At 69.8% G+C, this 18,124-nt stretch carries 17 protein-coding genes; 10 read left to right on the top strand and 7 right to left on the bottom strand.

Annotated features, from left to right (window positions below; all coding sequences use genetic code 11):
* The first annotated feature begins 71 nt into the window (after positions 1–71).
* The 7 genes from ACXJY8_RS00275 to ACXJY8_RS00245 all read left to right on the top strand — a co-directional run bounded on the left by ACXJY8_RS00275 (position 72) and on the right by ACXJY8_RS00245 (position 7,960).
* Entirely contained in the window at positions 72–1,976 is a 1,905-nt protein-coding gene (locus ACXJY8_RS00275) for a peptidylprolyl isomerase (protein ID WP_463774712.1), read from the top strand.
* Positions 1,977–1,983: 7 nt separating this feature from the next.
* Positions 1,984–3,522 carry an anthranilate synthase component I gene (gene trpE / locus ACXJY8_RS00270; protein WP_463774708.1) on the top strand — a complete coding sequence of 513 codons (1,539 nt, stop codon included), beginning with the start codon at positions 1,984–1,986 and terminating at the stop codon, positions 3,520–3,522.
* A gap of 75 nt (positions 3,523–3,597) precedes the next feature.
* On the top strand, positions 3,598–4,212 hold the full coding sequence (locus ACXJY8_RS00265) for an anthranilate synthase component II (protein WP_463774704.1): 615 nt from the start codon (positions 3,598–3,600) through the stop codon (positions 4,210–4,212).
* A 63-nt stretch (positions 4,213–4,275) separates the two neighbouring features.
* Entirely contained in the window at positions 4,276–5,301 is a 1,026-nt protein-coding gene (trpD, locus tag ACXJY8_RS00260) for an anthranilate phosphoribosyltransferase (protein ID WP_463774699.1), read from the top strand.
* Positions 5,302–5,346: 45 nt separating this feature from the next.
* Positions 5,347–6,210 (top strand): indole-3-glycerol phosphate synthase TrpC, encoded by an 864-nt coding sequence (gene trpC / locus ACXJY8_RS00255; protein ID WP_463780241.1) that lies wholly within the window; start codon positions 5,347–5,349, stop codon positions 6,208–6,210.
* 8 nt (positions 6,211–6,218) lie between these two features.
* The gene (gene moaC, locus ACXJY8_RS00250; protein ID WP_463774695.1) at positions 6,219–6,704 is read left to right on the top strand and encodes a cyclic pyranopterin monophosphate synthase MoaC; all 486 of its coding nucleotides are present in this window, start codon (positions 6,219–6,221) and stop codon (positions 6,702–6,704) included.
* Between the two features lie 35 nt (positions 6,705–6,739).
* Positions 6,740–7,960: a molybdopterin molybdotransferase MoeA gene (locus ACXJY8_RS00245; protein WP_463774691.1), complete on the top strand. Its 1,221-nt coding sequence runs from the start codon at positions 6,740–6,742 to the stop codon at positions 7,958–7,960.
* Positions 7,961–7,982: 22 nt separating this feature from the next.
* Here the strand turns inward: ACXJY8_RS00245 and ACXJY8_RS00240 are convergent, their stop codons facing one another.
* The gene (locus ACXJY8_RS00240; RefSeq protein ID WP_463774687.1) at positions 7,983–9,134 is read right to left on the bottom strand and encodes a hypothetical protein; all 1,152 of its coding nucleotides are present in this window, start codon (positions 9,132–9,134) and stop codon (positions 7,983–7,985) included.
* Positions 9,135–9,137: 3 nt separating this feature from the next.
* On the bottom strand, positions 9,138–10,508 hold the full coding sequence (locus ACXJY8_RS00235) for an RsmB/NOP family class I SAM-dependent RNA methyltransferase (RefSeq protein ID WP_463774683.1): 1,371 nt from the start codon (positions 10,506–10,508) through the stop codon (positions 9,138–9,140).
* Positions 10,509–10,592: 84 nt separating this feature from the next.
* Here ACXJY8_RS00235 and ACXJY8_RS00230 point away from each other — a divergent pair, with 84 nt between their 5' ends.
* Positions 10,593–10,820: a DUF1674 domain-containing protein gene (locus ACXJY8_RS00230; protein ID WP_463774681.1), complete on the top strand. Its 228-nt coding sequence runs from the start codon at positions 10,593–10,595 to the stop codon at positions 10,818–10,820.
* Between the two features lie 76 nt (positions 10,821–10,896).
* Complete coding sequence (locus ACXJY8_RS00225; RefSeq protein ID WP_463774679.1) at positions 10,897–11,205, top strand: cupin domain-containing protein; 309 nt, start codon at positions 10,897–10,899, stop codon at positions 11,203–11,205.
* Between the two features lie 51 nt (positions 11,206–11,256).
* Here ACXJY8_RS00225 and ACXJY8_RS00220 read toward each other — a convergent pair whose 3' ends face one another.
* Both ACXJY8_RS00220 and bluB read right to left on the bottom strand, forming a co-directional pair.
* Positions 11,257–11,787, bottom strand: coding sequence for a L,D-transpeptidase (locus tag ACXJY8_RS00220; RefSeq protein WP_463774676.1), 531 nt, complete (start codon positions 11,785–11,787; stop codon positions 11,257–11,259).
* Positions 11,788–11,982: 195 nt separating this feature from the next.
* A complete protein-coding gene (gene bluB, locus ACXJY8_RS00215; protein WP_463774673.1) occupies positions 11,983–12,615 on the bottom strand; it encodes a 5,6-dimethylbenzimidazole synthase in 633 nt (210 codons plus the stop codon).
* A gap of 388 nt (positions 12,616–13,003) precedes the next feature.
* Between bluB and ACXJY8_RS00210 the strand changes: the two genes are divergently transcribed.
* Positions 13,004–13,378 carry a DUF2794 domain-containing protein gene (locus ACXJY8_RS00210; RefSeq protein WP_463774670.1) on the top strand — a complete coding sequence of 125 codons (375 nt, stop codon included), beginning with the start codon at positions 13,004–13,006 and terminating at the stop codon, positions 13,376–13,378.
* Positions 13,379–13,703: 325 nt separating this feature from the next.
* Here ACXJY8_RS00210 and ACXJY8_RS00205 read toward each other — a convergent pair whose 3' ends face one another.
* From ACXJY8_RS00205 to pheT, 3 genes are all read right to left on the bottom strand, one after another.
* Positions 13,704–14,471 carry a Bax inhibitor-1/YccA family protein gene (locus ACXJY8_RS00205; RefSeq protein WP_463774667.1) on the bottom strand — a complete coding sequence of 256 codons (768 nt, stop codon included), beginning with the start codon at positions 14,469–14,471 and terminating at the stop codon, positions 13,704–13,706.
* A gap of 356 nt (positions 14,472–14,827) precedes the next feature.
* Positions 14,828–15,667 (bottom strand): DUF1186 domain-containing protein, encoded by an 840-nt coding sequence (locus ACXJY8_RS00200; protein ID WP_463774663.1) that lies wholly within the window; start codon positions 15,665–15,667, stop codon positions 14,828–14,830.
* A gap of 32 nt (positions 15,668–15,699) precedes the next feature.
* Positions 15,700–18,123, bottom strand: a complete 2,424-nt coding sequence (gene pheT / locus ACXJY8_RS00195) for a phenylalanine--tRNA ligase subunit beta (protein ID WP_463774657.1) — start codon at positions 18,121–18,123, stop codon at positions 15,700–15,702.
* Position 18,124: the final 1 nt, after the last annotated feature.

Genomic DNA, 18,124 nt, shown 5'->3' with positions numbered 1-18,124 from the left:
CTATCGCGGGCGACTTTCCCAGGAATGACAGGCGCCCCCGGGCGCCTACGCGACGGGTACCCGGACGTTCGATGCTGCAGAACATGCGCAAGGCCAGCCAGCACTGGCTCGGCAAGATCATCCTCACGGTGGTCTTCACCTTCCTGATCGCCGGCGTGGCGATCTTCGGCGTCGAGGAATTCTTCCGCGCGGGCTCGTCCACCAGCGTGGCCACCGTCGGTCGGGCGCAGATCTCGGCCGAGACCGTGCGCAGCGCCTATCAGAACCAGCTTCAGCGCTATCAGAGCCAGACCCGCCGCACGCTGACTCCGGACCAGGCTCGGGCCCTCGGCATCGACCGGCAGGTGCTGGCGCAGCTCGTCAGCGAGGCTTCCCTCGACCAGCAGACCGTCGCCCTCGGACTGAGCATCCCCGACGCGGCCGTTCTGCGCGCGATCCAGGAGGAGAAGAGCTTCCAGGGCGCCGACGGCAAGTTCGATCCCGCGCTGTTCAACCAGACGCTCCAGCGCGCCGGCATCAACGAGGCGACCTTCGTGCGCGAGCAGCGCGCCGTCGCCGCCCGCCTGCAACTCGCCGAGGCAGTCGCGGCCGATCTGCACGTCCCCGAGGCCCTGCGCGAGGCGGTGCACCGCTACACCACGGAGCGCCGTTCGGTGGCCCTGTTGATGCTGCCGCCATCCGTGGCCGGCGACATCCCGGCGCCGTCGGAGGAGGCGGTGAAGGCGTATTACGAAGAGAATAAGTCGGCCTTCCGCGCTCCGGAAGCTCGTGCCGTCACCCTTCTGGTCCTCGATCCGCAAGCGATGGCCAAGCCGGAGAGCGTGACCGCCGAGGACATCGCCAAGCGCTACGACACCGAGAAGAGCCGCTACGGCACGCCGGAACGCCGCACGATCCAGCAGATCGTCTTCCCGGACCAGGCTGCGGCCGAGGCGGCCCGCAAGGCGGTCGAGGCGGGCGAGAAGCCGTTCGAAGCGGTGGCCGCCGAGACCGGCGCCGATCCGAAGAACCTTTCCCTCGGCACCCTGTCGAAGGCCGAGCTGTTCGATCCCGCCGTGGCCGACACCGCCTTCGGCCTGCCGCTGAACACGGTGAGCGCACCGGTGAAGGGTCGCTTCGGCACCGTTCTCCTGCGCGTCACCGCTGTACAACCTGAGACGGTGAAGCCGCTGGCCGACGTCTCGGCTGATATCGCCAGGACAATCGCTCTGGAGCGGGCCAACAGCGGCATCGACGCGACGCATGACGCGATCGAGGACCAGCGCGCAAATTCGAAGCCTCTGGCCGACATCGCGAAGGAGCGGGACCTTCCGCTGAAGACCATTCCGGCCGTCACCGCACAGGGCCTCGATCCTGCGGGTAAGACCGTCGAAGGCATCCCGGACCGGGATACCACCCTGACAGCCTTGTTCCGGGCCGAGATGGGCGGCGACAACGAGCCCCTGCGCACCAAGACCGGCGGATACGTCTGGTATGACGTGACCGGCGTCGACCGAGCGCACGACAAGCCCCTTGATGAGGTCCGCGAAGAGGTCGTCAGCCGCTGGCGCGCCGCTGAGGTCCAGAGCCGCCTCGTGGCGAAAGCGAAGGAATTGTCGGCGCGCCTCGACAAGGGCGAGACCGTCGAAGCCGTGGCGGTGGATGCCGGACTGAATGTCCAGACCCTGACAGACCTGGCCCGCAACCAGGCGCAGGGCGACCTGACGGCCGAGGTGGTCAATCGTGTCTTCGCCACGGCCGTCGACAAGTCGGCCTCGGCCGAGGCCGGTGAGAGCCGCGCTCTCTTCAAGGTCACCGCCGCGACGATGCCGGCCTTCGTGCCAGGCTCATCGGAGGACGATGCGATCACCAAGCGCTTTCAGCCGACGATCGCCGACGACGTCCTCGGCGAGTACATCGGCGACGTGCAGACCTCGGTGGGCGTGACCATAAACCAGGCGGCCTTCCGTCGGGCTATCGGCGGTGGCGAGTACTGATTTGGCGATGACCCAGGTGTCTGACTCCCAGGATTCCGCCTTCACGGCCTTCGCGGACGCATATGGTGCTGGCCGTCCCGCACTCCTGAGCATCACCCTGGTGGCGGACCTCGAGACCCCGGTCGCCGCTTTCCTGAAGCTGCGCGCGCAGCACGCCGGGACGGCCTTCCTGCTCGAATCTGTCGAGGGTGGGGTGGTGCGTGGGCGCTATTCGATGATCGGCCTGGACCCCGACCTGGCGTGGCGCTGTCGGAACGGACGGGCTGAGATCGCCCGAGGGCCCGATCTCTCCGAGTTCGTCACGGAGGATGACGCCCCCCTCGCAAGCCTGCGCAACCTGATCGCCGAGAGCGCCATCGGTGCGGAGGGTGACACCGATGTGTTGCCGCCCATGGCAGCCGGCCTATTCGGCTATCTTGGCTACGACATGGTCCGCGCCATGGAGAATCTCGGCGCGCCGAATCCCGATCCGGTCGGCGTGCCGGACGCGATCCTGGTGCGTCCACGCATCATGGTCGTCTTCGACTCGGTCCGAGATCTGATCACGGTGGTCGGCCCGGTGCGCCCGGCGCCGGGCACCGGCGCTCGCACTGCCTATGAGACGACGCTCGCCCGACTGGAACGGGTCGCCGAAGTTCTCGAAGGCCCCCTCCCCGTCGAGGCACGCATTGACCCGCGAGCCATCGCGCATCCCGAACCGGTCTCGAATACGACACCCGAGGCATACCTGGCGATGGTGGCCCGGGCCAAGGAATACATCGTCGCCGGCGACGTATTCCAGGTCGTGCTGTCGCAGCGTTTCGAGGCGCCCTTCACCCTGCCGGCGCTGGCCCTCTATCGCTCTCTGCGCCGGACAAATCCCGCCCCGTTCCTGTGCTACCTCGATTTCGAGGATTTCCAGCTCGTCTGCTCCTCGCCGGAGATCTTGGTGCGGGTGCGGGACGGCCGCGTCACCATCCGGCCGATCGCCGGCACGCGCCGGCGCGGCGCGACGCCGGCCGAGGACAAGGCCTTGGCGGAAGAGCTGCTCGCCGATCCGAAGGAGCGTTCCGAGCACCTCATGCTGCTCGATCTCGGGCGCAACGACGTCGGGCGGGTAGCACGCATCGGCAGCGTCACGGTGACGGGCTCGTTCTTCCTCGAATACTACAGCCAGGTCATGCACATCGTCTCGAACGTCGAGGGCGACCTCGACCCGAAGCATGACGCACTGGCGGCACTGGCTGCCGGGTTTCCGGCCGGCACCGTCTCGGGAGCGCCGAAGGTGCGCGCCATGGAGATCATCGACGAGCTGGAGCGCGAGAAGCGCGGCCCCTATGGCGGCTGCATCGGTTATTTCGGCGCACGCGGCGAGATGGATACCTGCATCGTGCTCCGCACGGCCCTGGTGAAGGACGGTCGCATGCACGTCCAGGCCGGAGCCGGTATCGTCTACGATTCAGACCCGACGTCCGAACAGCAGGAATGCGTCAACAAGGCCAAGGCGCTGTTCCGGGCCGCCGAGGACGCCGTGCTGTTCGCCAGCCGCGCGCGCCGGGGGCAGTAGCGCTCGGCACGGGCATGTGTTGACCCCTCGAAGGAGTCCGGTCAAACCGCTCGCATGCCTGCGCGTGAGCCGCCCATGTCCGACGTCCTCGTCATCGACAACTACGATTCCTTCACCTGGAATCTCGTCCACCTGATCGGCCCCCTGTGCGGCTCGATCGACGTGGTGCGCAACGATGCGATCACCACCGAGGAGATCCGGGCGCGCCGGCCGGACGCCGTGGTGCTCTCGCCCGGCCCCTGTTCTCCCAACGAGGCTGGCATCTGCCTCGACGTCGTCAGGGATCTGTCGGCCGAGATCCCGATCTTCGGGGTCTGTCTTGGCCTGCAGGCCATCGGTCAGGCCTTCGGCGGCGATGTCGTGCGGGCCCCGACGCCGATGCATGGTAAGGTTTCGAGCATCCAGCACCGCGCCTCCGGTATCTTCCGCGGCCTCAACGGGCCCTTCGATGCCACCCGCTATCATTCCCTCGTCGTCGAGCGTGGCGGCTGTCCGACCGATCTCACCGTCACGGCGGAAGCCGACGGCCTGATCATGGGGCTTCAGCATACCCAACGGCCCGTGCACGGCGTGCAGTTCCACCCCGAGAGCATCCTCTCGCATCACGGCTCGCAGATCCTTCGGAATTTCCTCGACATTGCGGCGGCGTGGAACGCGGCGCGTGACAAGGGACGCGACGGCGTGCATTGACGGGACACGTCGTCCCTCAGGAATAATCCCGGCCTCAGCACCGGAATGCCGCGTCCGAGCTCCATGGAATCCTTCAAGCCCCTCCTCGCGAAGGTCGCCATGGGTGCGAGCCTCACGCGCGACGAGGCCCGCCGGGCCTTCGACGATCTCCTCTCGGGAGAGGTGACGCCCGTCCAGGCCAGCGCCTTTCTCGTCGCCCTGAAGGTCCGCGGCGAGGCACCGGACGAGATCGTCGGTGCCGTGGAGGCCATGCGTGCGCGGATGCTGCCGGTGCGCAGCGTCCCGGGCGCCGTCGACGTGGTCGGCACCGGCGGCGATCACTCGGGCAGCTACAACGTCTCGACCCTGGCCGCGATCATCACCGCCGCCTGCGGCGTGCCGGTGGCCAAGCACGGCAATCGGGCCGCCACCTCGCGCTCGGGCGCCGCGGACGTCCTCGCGGCACTCGGCGTACGCATCGGGCTCGCCCCCGACGAGTTGAGCCTGTGTCTGGCCGAGGTGGGATTGTGCTTCATGTTCGCGCAGACGCACCATGCCGCCATGCGCCACGTGGCCCCGGTGCGCGCGGAACTGCCGACACGGACGATCTTCAACATGCTCGGCCCGCTGGCCAATCCGGCCAGCGTGCGACGCCAGCTCTTCGGGGTCTCCTCCCCGGCCTGGGCCGAGCCGCTGACGGGCGTGCTGGCCGAACTCGGCAGCGATCGGGTCTGGACCGTACATGGCAGCGACGGCCTCGACGAGATCACCGTGACCGGTCCCACCGCCGTGGTGGCGCTTGAGGGAGGCCGGGTCTCCCACTTCACCATTGATCCACGCGAGGTCGGCCTCCCGCTCCATAGCCTGGACGACCTGCGGGGCGGCGACCCGACGCACAACGCCGTCGCCCTGGCGCAGGTGCTGGACGGTGCCCGCAACGCCTATCGCGACATCGCCGTGCTGAATGCCGGCGCCGCGCTCGTGGTGGCCGAGGCTGCACACTCCCTTTCCGAAGGCGTTGCGCGGGCCGGCGAGGCCCTCGACAGCGGCGCTGCGCGCGCCACACTCAAGACCCTGGTCCGTCTCTCGAACCTTCGCTCGAACGCCTGAAAGTCCGTCATGTCCGAGCCCAAGTCCGAGTCCAAGTCCGAGGCCATGTCCAAACCCGGTTCCGAGCTCCGGCCCGGCCCGGTTTCCGAGATCGCTCCCGCCGAGCGCAAGGACGTGCTGGCCCGCATCGAGACCTACAAGCGGCGCGAGATCGCCGAGGCGAAGCTGCGAGTCCCGCAGACCAAGCTCGAGAAGCGCATCGCCAACGTCTCGCTCCCCCGCGGCTTCGCAGACGCCATCGCCAGGCATATCGCCCAGAAGCGACCGGCCCTCATCGCCGAGGTGAAGAAGGCCTCCCCCTCGAAAGGCTTGATCCGCGCCGACTTCGACCCGGCCGTCCTCGCCGCCGCCTATGAGGCCGGCGGCGCGACATGCCTGTCGGTGCTGACCGATACGCCCTCATTCCAAGGCAAGCCCGAGTATCTCACCGACGCACGCGCTGCCTGCTCGCTGCCGGTCCTGCGCAAGGACTTCCTGTTCGAGCCCTATCAGGTCTTCGAGGCGCGCGCCTGGGGAGCCGACTGCATCCTCGTGATCATGGCCTGCCTCGACGACGAGGAAGCCGCCGCCCTCGTGGAGACCGCGCACGATCTCGGCATGGACGTTCTCGTCGAAGTGCATGATTCCGAGGAACTGGCGCGCGCGCTCCCCCTCGGTACGCGACTGGTGGGCATCAACAACCGCAACCTCAAAACCTTCGAGGTCTCGTTCGAAACCGCGATCCGCCTCGCCGAGGGTGTGCCGGCCGACCGGATCGCGGTGGCCGAGAGCGGCATCGCCGGGCATGCCGACGTGGTCCGCCTCGCGGAAAACGGTCTGGATACCATCCTGGTCGGCGAGAGCCTGATGCGCGAGGCCGACGTCACAGCGGCCACCCGACGCCTGCTCTTCGGCGACGCGAAGGCCTGAGGACGCCGATGGCCGAGCTCACCCATCTCGACGCCTCCGGCGCGGCCAACATGGTCGATGTCTCGGAGAAGGAGGCCACCGCTCGCACGGCACGAGCCACCGGTTCGGTGGTGATGCTGCCCGAGACCCTGCGCTTGATCCGTGAGGGCGACGCCAAGAAGGGCGATGTCATCGGCACCGCGCGACTGGCCGGGATCATGGCGTGCAAGCGCACGCATGAACTCATCCCCCTCTGCCACCCTCTGCTGCTCTCGAAGGTCCGCGTCGACTGCGAGCCCGATGACAGCCTGCCGGGCCTACGGGTGACGGCGGAGGTGAGGGTGCTCGGGCCGACCGGCGTCGAGATGGAAGCGCTGACCGCCGTCTCGGTCGCCTGCCTGACGATCTACGACATGGTGAAGGCAGCCGATCGCGGCATGCGCATCGAGGGCATCCGGCTGCTCGCCAAGGATGGCGGGCGTTCCGGCGCCTATCACGCCGAGGATCACGCTTGAGCGGCACGCCTCCGAGAGGAAAGGGAGCCGGGAGCATGATCCCGGTCGCCGAGGCGCTGGCGCGGGTGCTCGCCTCCATCCCGGGTCCGGTCGAGTCCGAGACCGTTCCCATCGCGCAGGCCGCCGGACGCACGCTCGCGGCCGACCTGTTCGCGACCCGTACGCAGCCGCCCTTCGCCGCATCGGCCATGGACGGTTACGCCGTCCGCAGTGTCGACCTCGCCGAGGCCCCTGCCAGCCTGCGGATCATCGGCACCAGCTCGGCCGGCCACGGCTTCGCCGGTACGGTGGAACGCGGCGCAGCGGTGCGGATCTTCACCGGCGCGCCCGTGCCGGAGGGGGCCGATGCGATCCTGATCCAGGAGAACGCAGAAGCGACGCCGGAGGCCGTCATCGGACGCGAGCCCGTGCCCGCTGGGCGGTTCATCCGCCCGAGCGGCCTCGACTTTCGAACCGACGATCGTTTGCTTGCCGCCGGCGATCGCCTGGATTCGCGTCGGATCGCGTTGGCGGCGGCCGGAGGCCACGGCATCCTCCCGGTCCGGCGGCGTCCGCGCGTGGCGATCCTCGCCACCGGGGACGAGTTGGTCACGCCGGGCGAACCGGCGCGGTGGGACCAGATCGTCGCCTCGAACGGGCTCGCGATGGGAGCCCTGGTGCAGGAAGCCGGCGCCGAGGCGATCGATCTCGGAATCGCCGGAGATACGCTCGCTGCCCTCGACGAGGCGATCCTGCGCGCGGTGTCGGCCGAGGCCGATCTGCTGATCACACTCGGGGGCGCCTCCGTCGGCGACCATGACTTCGTGCAATCCGCACTGCGGACGCGTGGCCTGGAGCTCGGCTTCTGGCGCGTCGCCCTCCGGCCCGGGAAGCCCCTGATGCACGGGCGCCTCGGTCGGATGGCCGTCCTCGGCCTTCCCGGAAATCCCGTGGCCTCGGTGGTCTGCGGCCTGCTGTTCGTGGTTCCGGCGATCCGCGCGCTCCTCGGCGATCCGCACGCGTCCGCCGACCTGTCCGAACCGGCCATCCTCGGCTGTGACCTTGCGGAGAACGATCTGCGCCAGGATTACCTCCGGTCTCGGATCGCGACGTCGCCGGACCGACTCCCGGTGGTGCATCCCGAAAATCGGCAGGATTCCTCGATGCTCTTCATCCTGGGTTCGGCCGAGGCGCTGCTGATCCGTGCTCCGTACGCGCCGGCCGCCAGGGCGGGCGAACCCTGCCGCATCCTGCGCCTCGACCGACGCCTGCTCTGAGAGCCGAGAGCGGCAAGACGGCTCAGCGCAGGTAGGTGACGCTGTAGAGCGTGCGGCGGAGAGACTCTTCGTCGACCCAGACCCGCCCGTTCTCACAGGCCTCGCGCATGCCCGGGCGCATGCGGGCGCAGTACTCCCCAGTGTTGTCCTGAACCCGGTACTCGCAGCGACCACCGATCTTTCGGCGACCGATGACCGGGCTGGCGTGGTCCGCGTGGAGATCCGGGTCCTTCGGATCGCGATCTTCCAGGAGGTACCAGCTGTAGCCGATGGTCGGGACACGGCCATGGTCGAGGGCGTAGTCGATCATCGACAGGATGCGGCCGATCGCGCGCGGGCCGGGCGGCGTGCCCGAGTCCCGCATCTCGACGAACTCGGCCTGATTGGCGGCGACCCGGTAGGACACCGGCAGAAGCGGCACCGGCAGGGGCTTCCGTCGGCAGCGCGCCTCGACATGGGCGATCCAGCCCGCATTGAAGGTATCGGTCTGCGGGTGGCGCAGGTGCGGGACCGTTCCGGCCAGGCTGCGAAAACTCATCCGGCCAGGCGCGAGACGGCTCCGGTAGCGCAGGCGCCGCAACGTCGGGTTGACGTAGCGATAGCCATCGTTGGAGGGCAGGTCGCGATCCTCGCAGAGGCCACCGATGTTGTAGAGCAGGGCCGCCGTATCCTCCTCGCCGCCCTCGATCTTGTCGAAGTACGGCAGCAGCTTCGGGTTTCCGAGACTGGACATCTCGGCGGCGTTGCGGCTCCAGGCGATGTCGGCCCGCCAGGTCGGATGCGCCGCCAGGTGCTCGCGCAGGGCCGGAATCCCGGTCAGGCGCTCCGGGTCCGCGAAGTAATATTTCGTCGCGACGTCGAGCGGTGCGATCTGGCGTCCGAGCCGATGCGAGATCATGTCGGCAGTGGCGTAGGCGAAGCAGATCGCGCTCTCGCCCTGGTTCAGCGGCATCTCGCGCGGCGACGGCGACAGGGCGACATCGCGCGTCCCCTCGTGCTCCTCGAAGGGAATGCTGGTTTCGACCGGCCCGCAGGTGGAATTGCGGACGTAGGTCGGGTGCAGAGGCAGGATGCGGAGATCGAACTGCGCATGGACCGGGACCGCGCCGCACGCGAGCGACCCGAGCACGACCGTCGCCGGAATTGCTCCGCGCAGGCCCTGTCCCCCACGCATCGGTCAGTCCTTTCGGCGCAAGCGGCTCGCGAAGAAGCCGTCCAGTCCGCCGCGCAGATCCGGCGTCGGACCATTGAGGTGCGCGGGCAGCGTCCGCAGGTCGCCGGCGGCGTCGATGAGGTCCGCTAAGCCGCCGACTTCACGGGCCTGGACGGGCATGCGCTCGAAATCCGGATTGCGGGTAAGGAAAGTCGCGACCTGATACTCGCCCTCCTCTCGCTCCAGGGAGCAGGTGCAGTAGACGAGGCGGCCGCCCCGCCGCACCAGCGCGGCGGCCTTGTCGAACAGGCGCTTCTGCAGACCGATCAAGCGACTGATATCGCTCTCCGTCTTGGTCCAGGCCACGTCGGGATGCCGACGCAGGGTGCCGGTGGCCGAGCACGGCGCATCGAGGAGGACCGCGTCGAACGCGGATTCGTCGGGCAGCGCCAGCGCATCGCCCACGCGGATCTCCACCTCCAGTCCGAGGCGGGCGAAGTTCTGCGAGAGGCGTTCCAGGCGCGGGCTCGACCGGTCGACGGCCAGCACCGCGGCACCGGCCGCCGCGAGTTGCGCGGTCTTTCCGCCCGGGGCGGCACAGAGGTCGGCGACGCGCTCGCCCGGGCGGACGTCGAGGAGTCTGGCGGGCAGGGCCGCGGCGGCGTCCTGCACCCACCACTGACCCTCGGCATAGCCCGGCAGGTCGGCGACGGCGGCATGGACATCGTGCAGGCGTACGCTCCCGGTCGGGAGGGCCACGCCGCCGAGGCGCTCGGCCCATTCGGCGGCCGCACCGCGCACGGTGAGGTCGAGGGCCGCCCCCTGGAGATGGGCCGCCGCGATGGCACGGGCCGTGTCCTCGCCATAGGCGGCGCGCCAGCGGCGGGCGAGCCAGTCCGGCGTGTTGTCGGCCAACGGGTCGCCGGGATCGGCCACGATCGCGTCGCGCTCGCGCACGATCCGACGCAGGACCGCGTTCACGAGGCCAGAGAGGTGCTGGAGTTGCGGATCGGCCTTGGCGAGGCGCACGCCGAGGTCGACGGCCGCATGGTCGGGCACGTTGAGGTCGAGGATCTGCACGGCCCCGGTGGCCAGGAGCGCCACGAGGCGGGGCTGGTCCTCGGGAAGCCCCTGCGACATCCGGGCTGCGAGCACCCGGCGCAGGAAGCCGAGGCGCCGGAAGGTGGCGGTGGCGATGGCCCGGGCGAGGCCGGCATCGGCGGCGTCGAGGCCGGCGTTGCGGCTCGCCTGCGCCAGGGCGTCCTCGAGGGCGAAGCCGCGGGTCTTGCCGATGAGGTCGGCCACCGCGCCGTGGGCGACCTGGCGCGCCGCGAGACCCGCGACGCTGCGGTCGATCGGCGCCGTCGGCGCATCCGTGTTGCGGCGTGTCGCCATGAATGCCACTTCCTAAGCCAGGGGCCCGTTCGCGACGGGCCAATCCCCGATTGCCCTTCCACCCGCAAGACCGAGATGCAAGCCATGACCAGCCCGGAACCGACGGAAATCGTTGCGGAAGCGGCACCGACCGAGCGGCGGGCCCTGACACCGGAGGCGGCACGGGCGCTGGCGGAGGCGGCCGAGCGGCGGGCGGCGATCGATGCGCGGGCGGCGGAGATCGCGGCCCAGCGGGAGCGCCAGGGCCGGGGCGGGCTGGAGCCGGTGCGCTACGACGACTGGGAGATCAAGGGCATCGCCGTCGACTTCTGACGGCGTTTCGCCGCCGGAACGGCGGCGATTCCCTCTCGTTGTTCCGGCCACCGACACAATGGCAGGGAGACGGACGATGGCCATCAAGGTTTCGAGCAAGAATGCGGGCGCCGATGCGCATGGCGAGGTCGCCCTGGCGCGCGGCCAGACCATCGCGATGCGGATGTGGCGCGACGAATCCCCCAGTGCGGACAAGCCCTTGGCGAAGAGCCCCTACGAGACGGTCGGCTACGTGATCGCCGGCCGGGCGGAGCTGATCGTCGAGGGCGAGACGGTGCTGCTCGAGCCCGGCGATTCCTGGCTGGTGCCGGAGGGCGCCGAGCACACCTACCGCATTCTCGAGGCCTTCACGGCGGTCGAGGCGACGACGCCGCCGGCGCGCTGAACGGCCCTGGAATACCCGCGCGGTCGCGTCGAGGTCGCGCGGGTCGGGAGGCTATCGGGTGACGTAGACCTGCGTCCCCACCGAGACGCGTTCGTAGAGGTCGGCGATGTCCTGATTGTACATCCGGATGCAGCCGTAGGACGCGTAGGTACCGATGGAGTTCGGCCGGTTGGTGCCGTGGATGGCGTACTCGCCGCCGGCCAGGGTCATCGCCGCGACCCCCATCGGGTTCGAGGGCGAGCCCCCGGCGATCACGGCGGGCAGGCGCGGGTTGTCGCGCTTGACCTCGCGCGGGGGCGACCAGGCCGGCTCCACGTACTTGCCGTCGATCTGGGTGGCGCCGCTCCACTGCTTGCCGGGCTTGCCCACCGCGACGGGGTAGCGGATCGCGGTGCCGTCGCCGTTGACGAGGTAGAGCCGGCGCTCGGCGGTGCGCACGATGATCGAGCCCGGGCTGACGCCGTCGTGGAAGGCCACGACCTCCCGCGCCTGGACCGGGGCGCCGAGAAGCGCGGCACCCAGGAGACCCGCACCCAGGGCGGCGCCCGCCATCGCCACCACCCGCTGACCGTACCCGACCATGACCCGAACCTCCGAAAGCGTGACCGTTTGCCCGATCATCAATCGCGGAGGCGGGTTCTCGTTCCGGTAAAGCGAAGTGCTGGCGCCGGGGTAATACCCGGCAATCCTCCGGCGCGGTAAAGCAGGGCGGCCGGAACCCGATCGAATCCTCGGTTTCGACTTACGACTTCGTTGACCTTACCGGTTTGCACAAGGTCAACGCTCGATCAGCGCCATGCCGCTGCCGAGGCGCTGCTGCCAGCCGTGGCGCACGAGTTCCGGGTCCTCGTGCTCCTCCACGGGAAAGCCGACGCAGAGATAAGCGACCAGGCTCCAGGCACAGGGCACCTCCAGGGTCTCGCAGACCGTGCCGGGCTCGAGAATCGAGACCCAGCCGACCCCGAGCCCGTGGGCGCGGGCGGCGAGCCAGAAGGTCTGGACCGCGGTGACCACGGAGTAGCGTAGCATCTCCGGCATGGTGGCGCGCCCGAGGCCGTGCCCGGTGGCGGTGGCCTCGTCGCAGAACACAGCGAGATGGACCGGGGCTTCGCGCAGGCCGGCGAGCTTCAGGCGGACATAGGCCTCGCGCTGGTCGGCGGCGTAGGCCTCGGCGGCGGCGGCGTTGCAGCGCTCGAAGCTGGCGACGACCGCGGCGCGGCGGGCCGGCTCGGCGACCCGGACGAAGCGCCAGGGCTGGCTGTTGCCCACCGAGGGGCTGAAGCTCGCCAGATCGAGGCAGCGGCGCAGCAGCGCCTCGTCGACCGGGTCGGTCCGGAACCGGCGCACGTCGCGGCGCCAGGCGAACAGGGTCGCGAGCGTCTGGCGAAACTCGGCATCGAAGCTGACCACGACCCGTCCCCGGCGAAGAAGACCCCCTTCATAGACGGAGTTTCTCCGCGCGGCTGTCTTTTTGGAAACGGGCCGGCCCGGGGGCCAAAAAAAGGGCCGCACTCCGAAGAGGCGGCCTGAAGTCCTTGGGTCTCGAAACCTCTGGGATGTCGGTGCCGCCGATCCGGGCGCCGGCCGAAGAGCTGGGGAGCCGGTGTGATCGGACGCCGCGCCGGGACGGAACCGACGAAGTTTCGGCCACAGGTGTCGCGCCTCATCAAGGCCGACGCTGGGCCTGATGGCGGCGAAATCATGGTGATGTGTTTCGCGGCCGGGGCGCGAATCGCCGCCCTTGCGGCGGTGAAAGCCCGGCACCATGATGGAGGATCAGTCCGGAACAGGAGTGACGATGAGCGAGAGAACCGGTGCCGATCCGCGAGGGCCCGAGGCGGCTGCCCGGGTCATTCCCTTCCCGACTGCGCCGGTCCCGCCCCAGATCGCCTTCGACCGCGCGGAGCTGCGCGTGCTGTTCAACCTCTATGGGCGGATGGTCTCGCAGGGCGAGTGGCGGGACTACGCCCTCGATTTCCGGCGGGACAAGGCGGTGTTCTCGATCTACCGGCGCAGCTCGGAAATGCCGCTCTACCGGGTGGAGAAGGACCCGAAGCTGGCCCGGCGCCAAGGCGCCTACGCGGTGGTGGCGGCCTCGGGCCTGGTGATGAAGCGCGGCACCGACCTCGCCCGTGTGCTGGCCGTGCTGGAGCCACCGCTCCGGGCGGTGTGACGGGGACTCGCGACGCGACGGTGCCGGCGGCTCCGTCGGACAGCAGGATTCGGCTAGCCGGGGACGCGGACGAGACGCCCGGGTACAGCACCCCGTCATCCCGGGGCCGCGCAGCGGAACCCGGGACCCGGACGCGCAGGTCGTACCCAACCCGGCGACGTCGGCGGCTCTGGATTGCTCGCCCGAGGCGCTCCGAACCGATGGCGGGTTTCGCTTGCGACCGATCGGCCTCGCGCGAACGAGCCTCGACGGCGCACCGCCCAGCAAAAAGGCCCCGGCGGTGTCCCGCCGGGGCCTTCTTCGATTGTCCAGCTGGCCGGTTCGCTCAGCGGCGGTCGCCGAGGAGCGAGAGCAGCATCTGGAACATGTTGATGAAGTCCAGGTACAGGGTCAGGGCGCCGTTCACCGACAGCTTGGCCGCGCCCTCGGCATCGGCGCCGCTGTAGAGGAACATCTCCTTGAGCTTCTGCGTGTCGTAGGCGGTGAGGCCCGCGAAGATCAGCACGCCGATCACCGAGATCGCGAACTGAAGCGCCGAAGAGGCGAGGAAGATGTTCACCAGCGAGGCGATGATCAGGCCGATCAGGCCCATCACCAGGAACGAGCCCATGCCCGACAGGCTGCGCTTGGTGCTGTAGCCGTAGAGGCTGAGACCGCCGAAGGTCGCCGCCGTGATGAAGAACACCCGCACCACGCTCGCGCCCGTAAAGACGAGGAGGAGCGAGGACATCGAGGCGCCCATCACCGCCGCGAAGGCGAAGAAGGTCAGGCGCGCCGAGGCCGCGGACATCCGGTCCATCCGCATCGAGAAGATGAAGATGAAGGCGAGCGGCGCCAGCATCACGACCCACTTGAGCGGGCTGGTGTAGAGCAGCTGGCCGAACGGCGTCAGGGCGACGCGGCCGGTCGCCGTCTGGGCGACGGCGGCCATGTTGAGGCCGAGCGCCACGAGACCGGAGATCCCGAGGCCGATGACCATGTTGTTGTAGACGCCGAGCATGAAGGTACGCAGGCCCTGGTCGATCTCGACCTGGCTGCCGGCATACCCGGTCGGCTGGGCGCCGTACCGGAAGGGGCTGTTATCGAATGCCATGGGAGTTTCCCTTGGAAGCTCTCTCAGCGTGTGATTTCGGAATGAGGCTCACGCACAGGACCTCTTGGCGCCAAGCGACGCCTCGTGAGCAAATATGTTCGGTCACGCTGCCCCGCACAAGGGGCCGGCCAAGGCTGAAACGCCTGAATCGCACCGGGCTTTGCTGGTATTTTGTTCGGGTCGGACGGGATTAAAACGCCGCCTGACCATGCGAGACTTTCATCGCGCAGGATTAACCAAGTCGGTGCCGCCGCTCCACCCGCGATGCGGCGACACGCCGTCGCCGGCCGGCGGGCGGAAAGCCGCGCGGGCACCGTCGCCCAGGATGGCTCGCCCCGCGCCGAACCGTGACCTGGTCAGGCCGCGACCTTGTCGAGGCAGCACTTCTTGAACTTCTTGCCGCTGCCGCAGGGGCACGGGTCGTTGCGGCCGACATGCTTGAGCGGGTTCACGACCGGCTGGCCGAAGCCCTCCGCCGCCCAGGCGAGGTCCGTCAGGGGGTCGTCGAGGATGCCGAAGCGCTCGGGGTTGAAGCGGGCGGGATCGCGGTGCCTCACCGTCTCGCGCAGGGCTTCGGGGAACCAGGTCGGATCGCTGTTCGTCGGGGTGAGGCGGCCATCCTTGCGGGCGGCGACGACGCGGGGCTCCAGCTCGGGAAAGCCCATGAGGGCGATCGCCTCCTCCCAGCCCGCCCAGGCCGGATCGACCTCCACGGCGGCCCGCTTGTCGTCGAAGCGGACCAGCAGGTCGTGGACCTGGTCGCGCGGAATGCGCCCGACCTCGCTCAGGTAGGCCACGGCGGCGAAGGCCTCGTTCCGCACGATGGAATCGACGGTGCTGTCCAGCAGCATGGTGAAGACCGGCTCGACGTCGCCGTCGAAGACGCTGATCAGGACCTTGGTCAGGGTCGTGGTCATCACGTCGCCGAGGAGGGTGTCGAGCGTGTCCCCGTCCGCGTGGAGCAGCCGGATCAGCGGCCGGTAGGCCCGGGTGTCCTGGGCGGCGGCGAGGATGTGCAGGCCCCAGAACAGCAGTTCGGCCTCGGCCTCCGTCAGGCCCGGCGCCCGGGATGACCGATCCAGGACGTCGAGCACCGCGTCGGCGATGCGGTCCGGCTCCGCCAGCGCCGCGCGCATCTCGGGCACCGGCAGATACGGGGCGGCCGAGAGCGCGGCGACGAGATCCGGATCGAGCATCGTTGGCCTGTCCTGTCAGGAGGAGGGAGGTTTCAGGAGCGGAGCGTCGCCCCGGTCTTGCGTGCGACCTCGGCGACGATCCGGGCGCTGACTGCCTCGATCTCCGCATCGGTGAGGGTGTGGTCCACCGGCTGGAGCCGGACCGCGATCGCCACCGACTTCGAGCCCTCCGGAATGCCGACGCCCTCGTAGACGTCGAACACGTCGATGCCGGTGACGAGCTTGCGCTCGGCGGCCTGGGCGGCCTTCACCACGTCGCCGGCCGCGACGTCGCGGCCGACCACGAAGGCGAAATCGCGGGAGATCGGCTGGAAGTCCGACAGAGCGAGATTCGGCTTAACCTTGGTGGCACGGTATTTCGGAAGCGGCACCGCGTCGAGGGTGATCTCGAAGGCGACGAGCTGGCCCTTGAGGTCGAGGGCCTTCATCACGCGCGGATGCACCTCGCCGAACGATCCGACCGGGTTCTTCGGGCCGAACTGCAGGGTGCCGGAGCGGCCCGGATGCAGCCAGTCCGGCCCGCCGGCCACGACCTGCAGGCCGCCGGTGGGGATGCCCAGAGCCGCCAGGAGCGCCAGGGCGTCGGCCTTGGCATCGAAGGCGTCGACCGTCGCGGTGCGCCCGTCCCAGTGGCGGCCGGCGCCGGCCTGGGTGGCGGTGCCGCGGCGGATGGCGGCCGCCCGGATGGTCTGCCCCTCGGGCTGGTCGGTGGCGAAGCACTGGCCGACCTCGAACAGGGCGACGTCGGGGCTGCCGCGGTCGGCGTTGCGCTGGGCGGCGCGCAGCAGGCCGGGCACCAGGCTCGGGCGCATGTCGGAGAGATCGGCGGCGATGGGGTTCGCCAGCGCCAGGTCGGCCCCGCCGCCGCCGAACAGCACGGCGTCGTCGTGGGGGATGAACGACCAGGTCACGGCCTCGACGAGACCGCGGCTGGCCAGCGCCCGCTTGGCGAGGCGGGTGCGCTTCTGCATCACGGTCAGCACCGGCTTGCCCACAGCCGCCTCGATGCGCGGCAGGGGCTTGGGCTCGATGCGGTCGAGCCCGGCGATGCGCACGATCTCCTCGACGAGGTCGGCCTTGCCCTCGACGTCCGGGCGCCAGGAGGGGGTGAGCACCTTCACCCGGTCGCCGGAGCCGGCGACGTGGAAGCCGAGGGCCTCCAGGGTGACCTTCATCTCGGCGCGGGACAGCTCGATGCCGGCGAGCCGCCGGGTCTCGGTCCAGGGGAAGTCGATGACCCGCTCGGTCTGGGGCGGCTCGCCGACGATCACGGGCTGGCTCGGGCTGCCGCCGCAGATCTCGAGGACGAGGCGGGTGGCGAGGTCGAGGCCCGGCAGGGTGAAAGCCGGGTCGACGCCGCGCTCGAAGCGGTAGCGCGCATCGGTGATGACGCCGAGGCGGCGGCCGGACTGGGCGATGTTCACCGGGTCCCACAGGGCCGCTTCGATGAGCACGTCGGTGGTCGCCGCGTCGCAGCCCGAGGCCTCGCCGCCGATGATGCCGCCGATGGATTCGACGCCGTTGTCGTCGGCGATGACCACGGTGTCGCCGGTCAGCGCGTAGGTCTTGCCGTCGAGGGCCTTCAGGGACTCGCCGTCGCGGGCGCGCCGGACCACGAGGCCGCCCGCCACCTTGGCGGCGTCGAAGACGTGGAGCGGCCGGCCGCGGTCGAAGGTCAGGTAGTTGGTGATGTCGACGAGCGCGTTGATCGGGCGCAGGCCGAGTGCCCGCAGGCGCGCCTGCATCCAGTCCGGCGAGGGGCCGTTCTTCACGCCGCGCACGAGGCGCAGGGTGAAGTAGGGGCAGAGGCCCGCGTCGGGCGCTTCGAAATCGAGGGTGACGGGCACCGGGCAGTCGCCCTCCCCGCGCACCGGCGGCAGCGGCGGCCGCTTGAGGTCGCCGAGGCCGGTCGCAGCGAGATCGCGGGCGATGCCGTGGATGGCGGTGCAGTCCGGCCGGTTCGGGGTCAGGTTGATCTCCACCACCGGGTCGTCGAGCTTGGCGTAGAGCGCGTAGGGCTGGCCCGTGGGCGCGTCCTCGGCCAGGTCGAGGATGCCGCTCGCTTCCTCGCCGAGGCCGAGCTCGGCGCCCGAGCACAGCATGCCGAGGCTCTCGACGCCCCGGATGGTGCCCACCGCCAGGGTCTTGTCGAGGCCGGGCACGTAGGTGCCGGGGGGCGCGAACACCGTCTTCATCCCGGCCCGGGCGTTGGGCGCGCCGCACACCACCTGCACCGGCTGCCCGGTGCCGGCATCCACCGTGCAGACGCGCAGGCGGTCGGCGTTGGGGTGCGGCTCGGCGGTGAGCACGTGGGCGACCACGAAGGGCTTCAGGCTCGCGGCCTTGTCCTCGATGCCTTCGACCTCGAGCCCGATCCGCGTCAGGGTCTCGGCCACGGTGTCGAGGGACGCCTCGGTGTCGAGGTGGTCCTTGAGCCAGGAGAGGGTGAGTTTCATC

The organism is Methylobacterium sp. TK31 (assembly GCF_055361545.1).
This window is presented reverse-complemented; position numbering and strand designations above follow the sequence as displayed.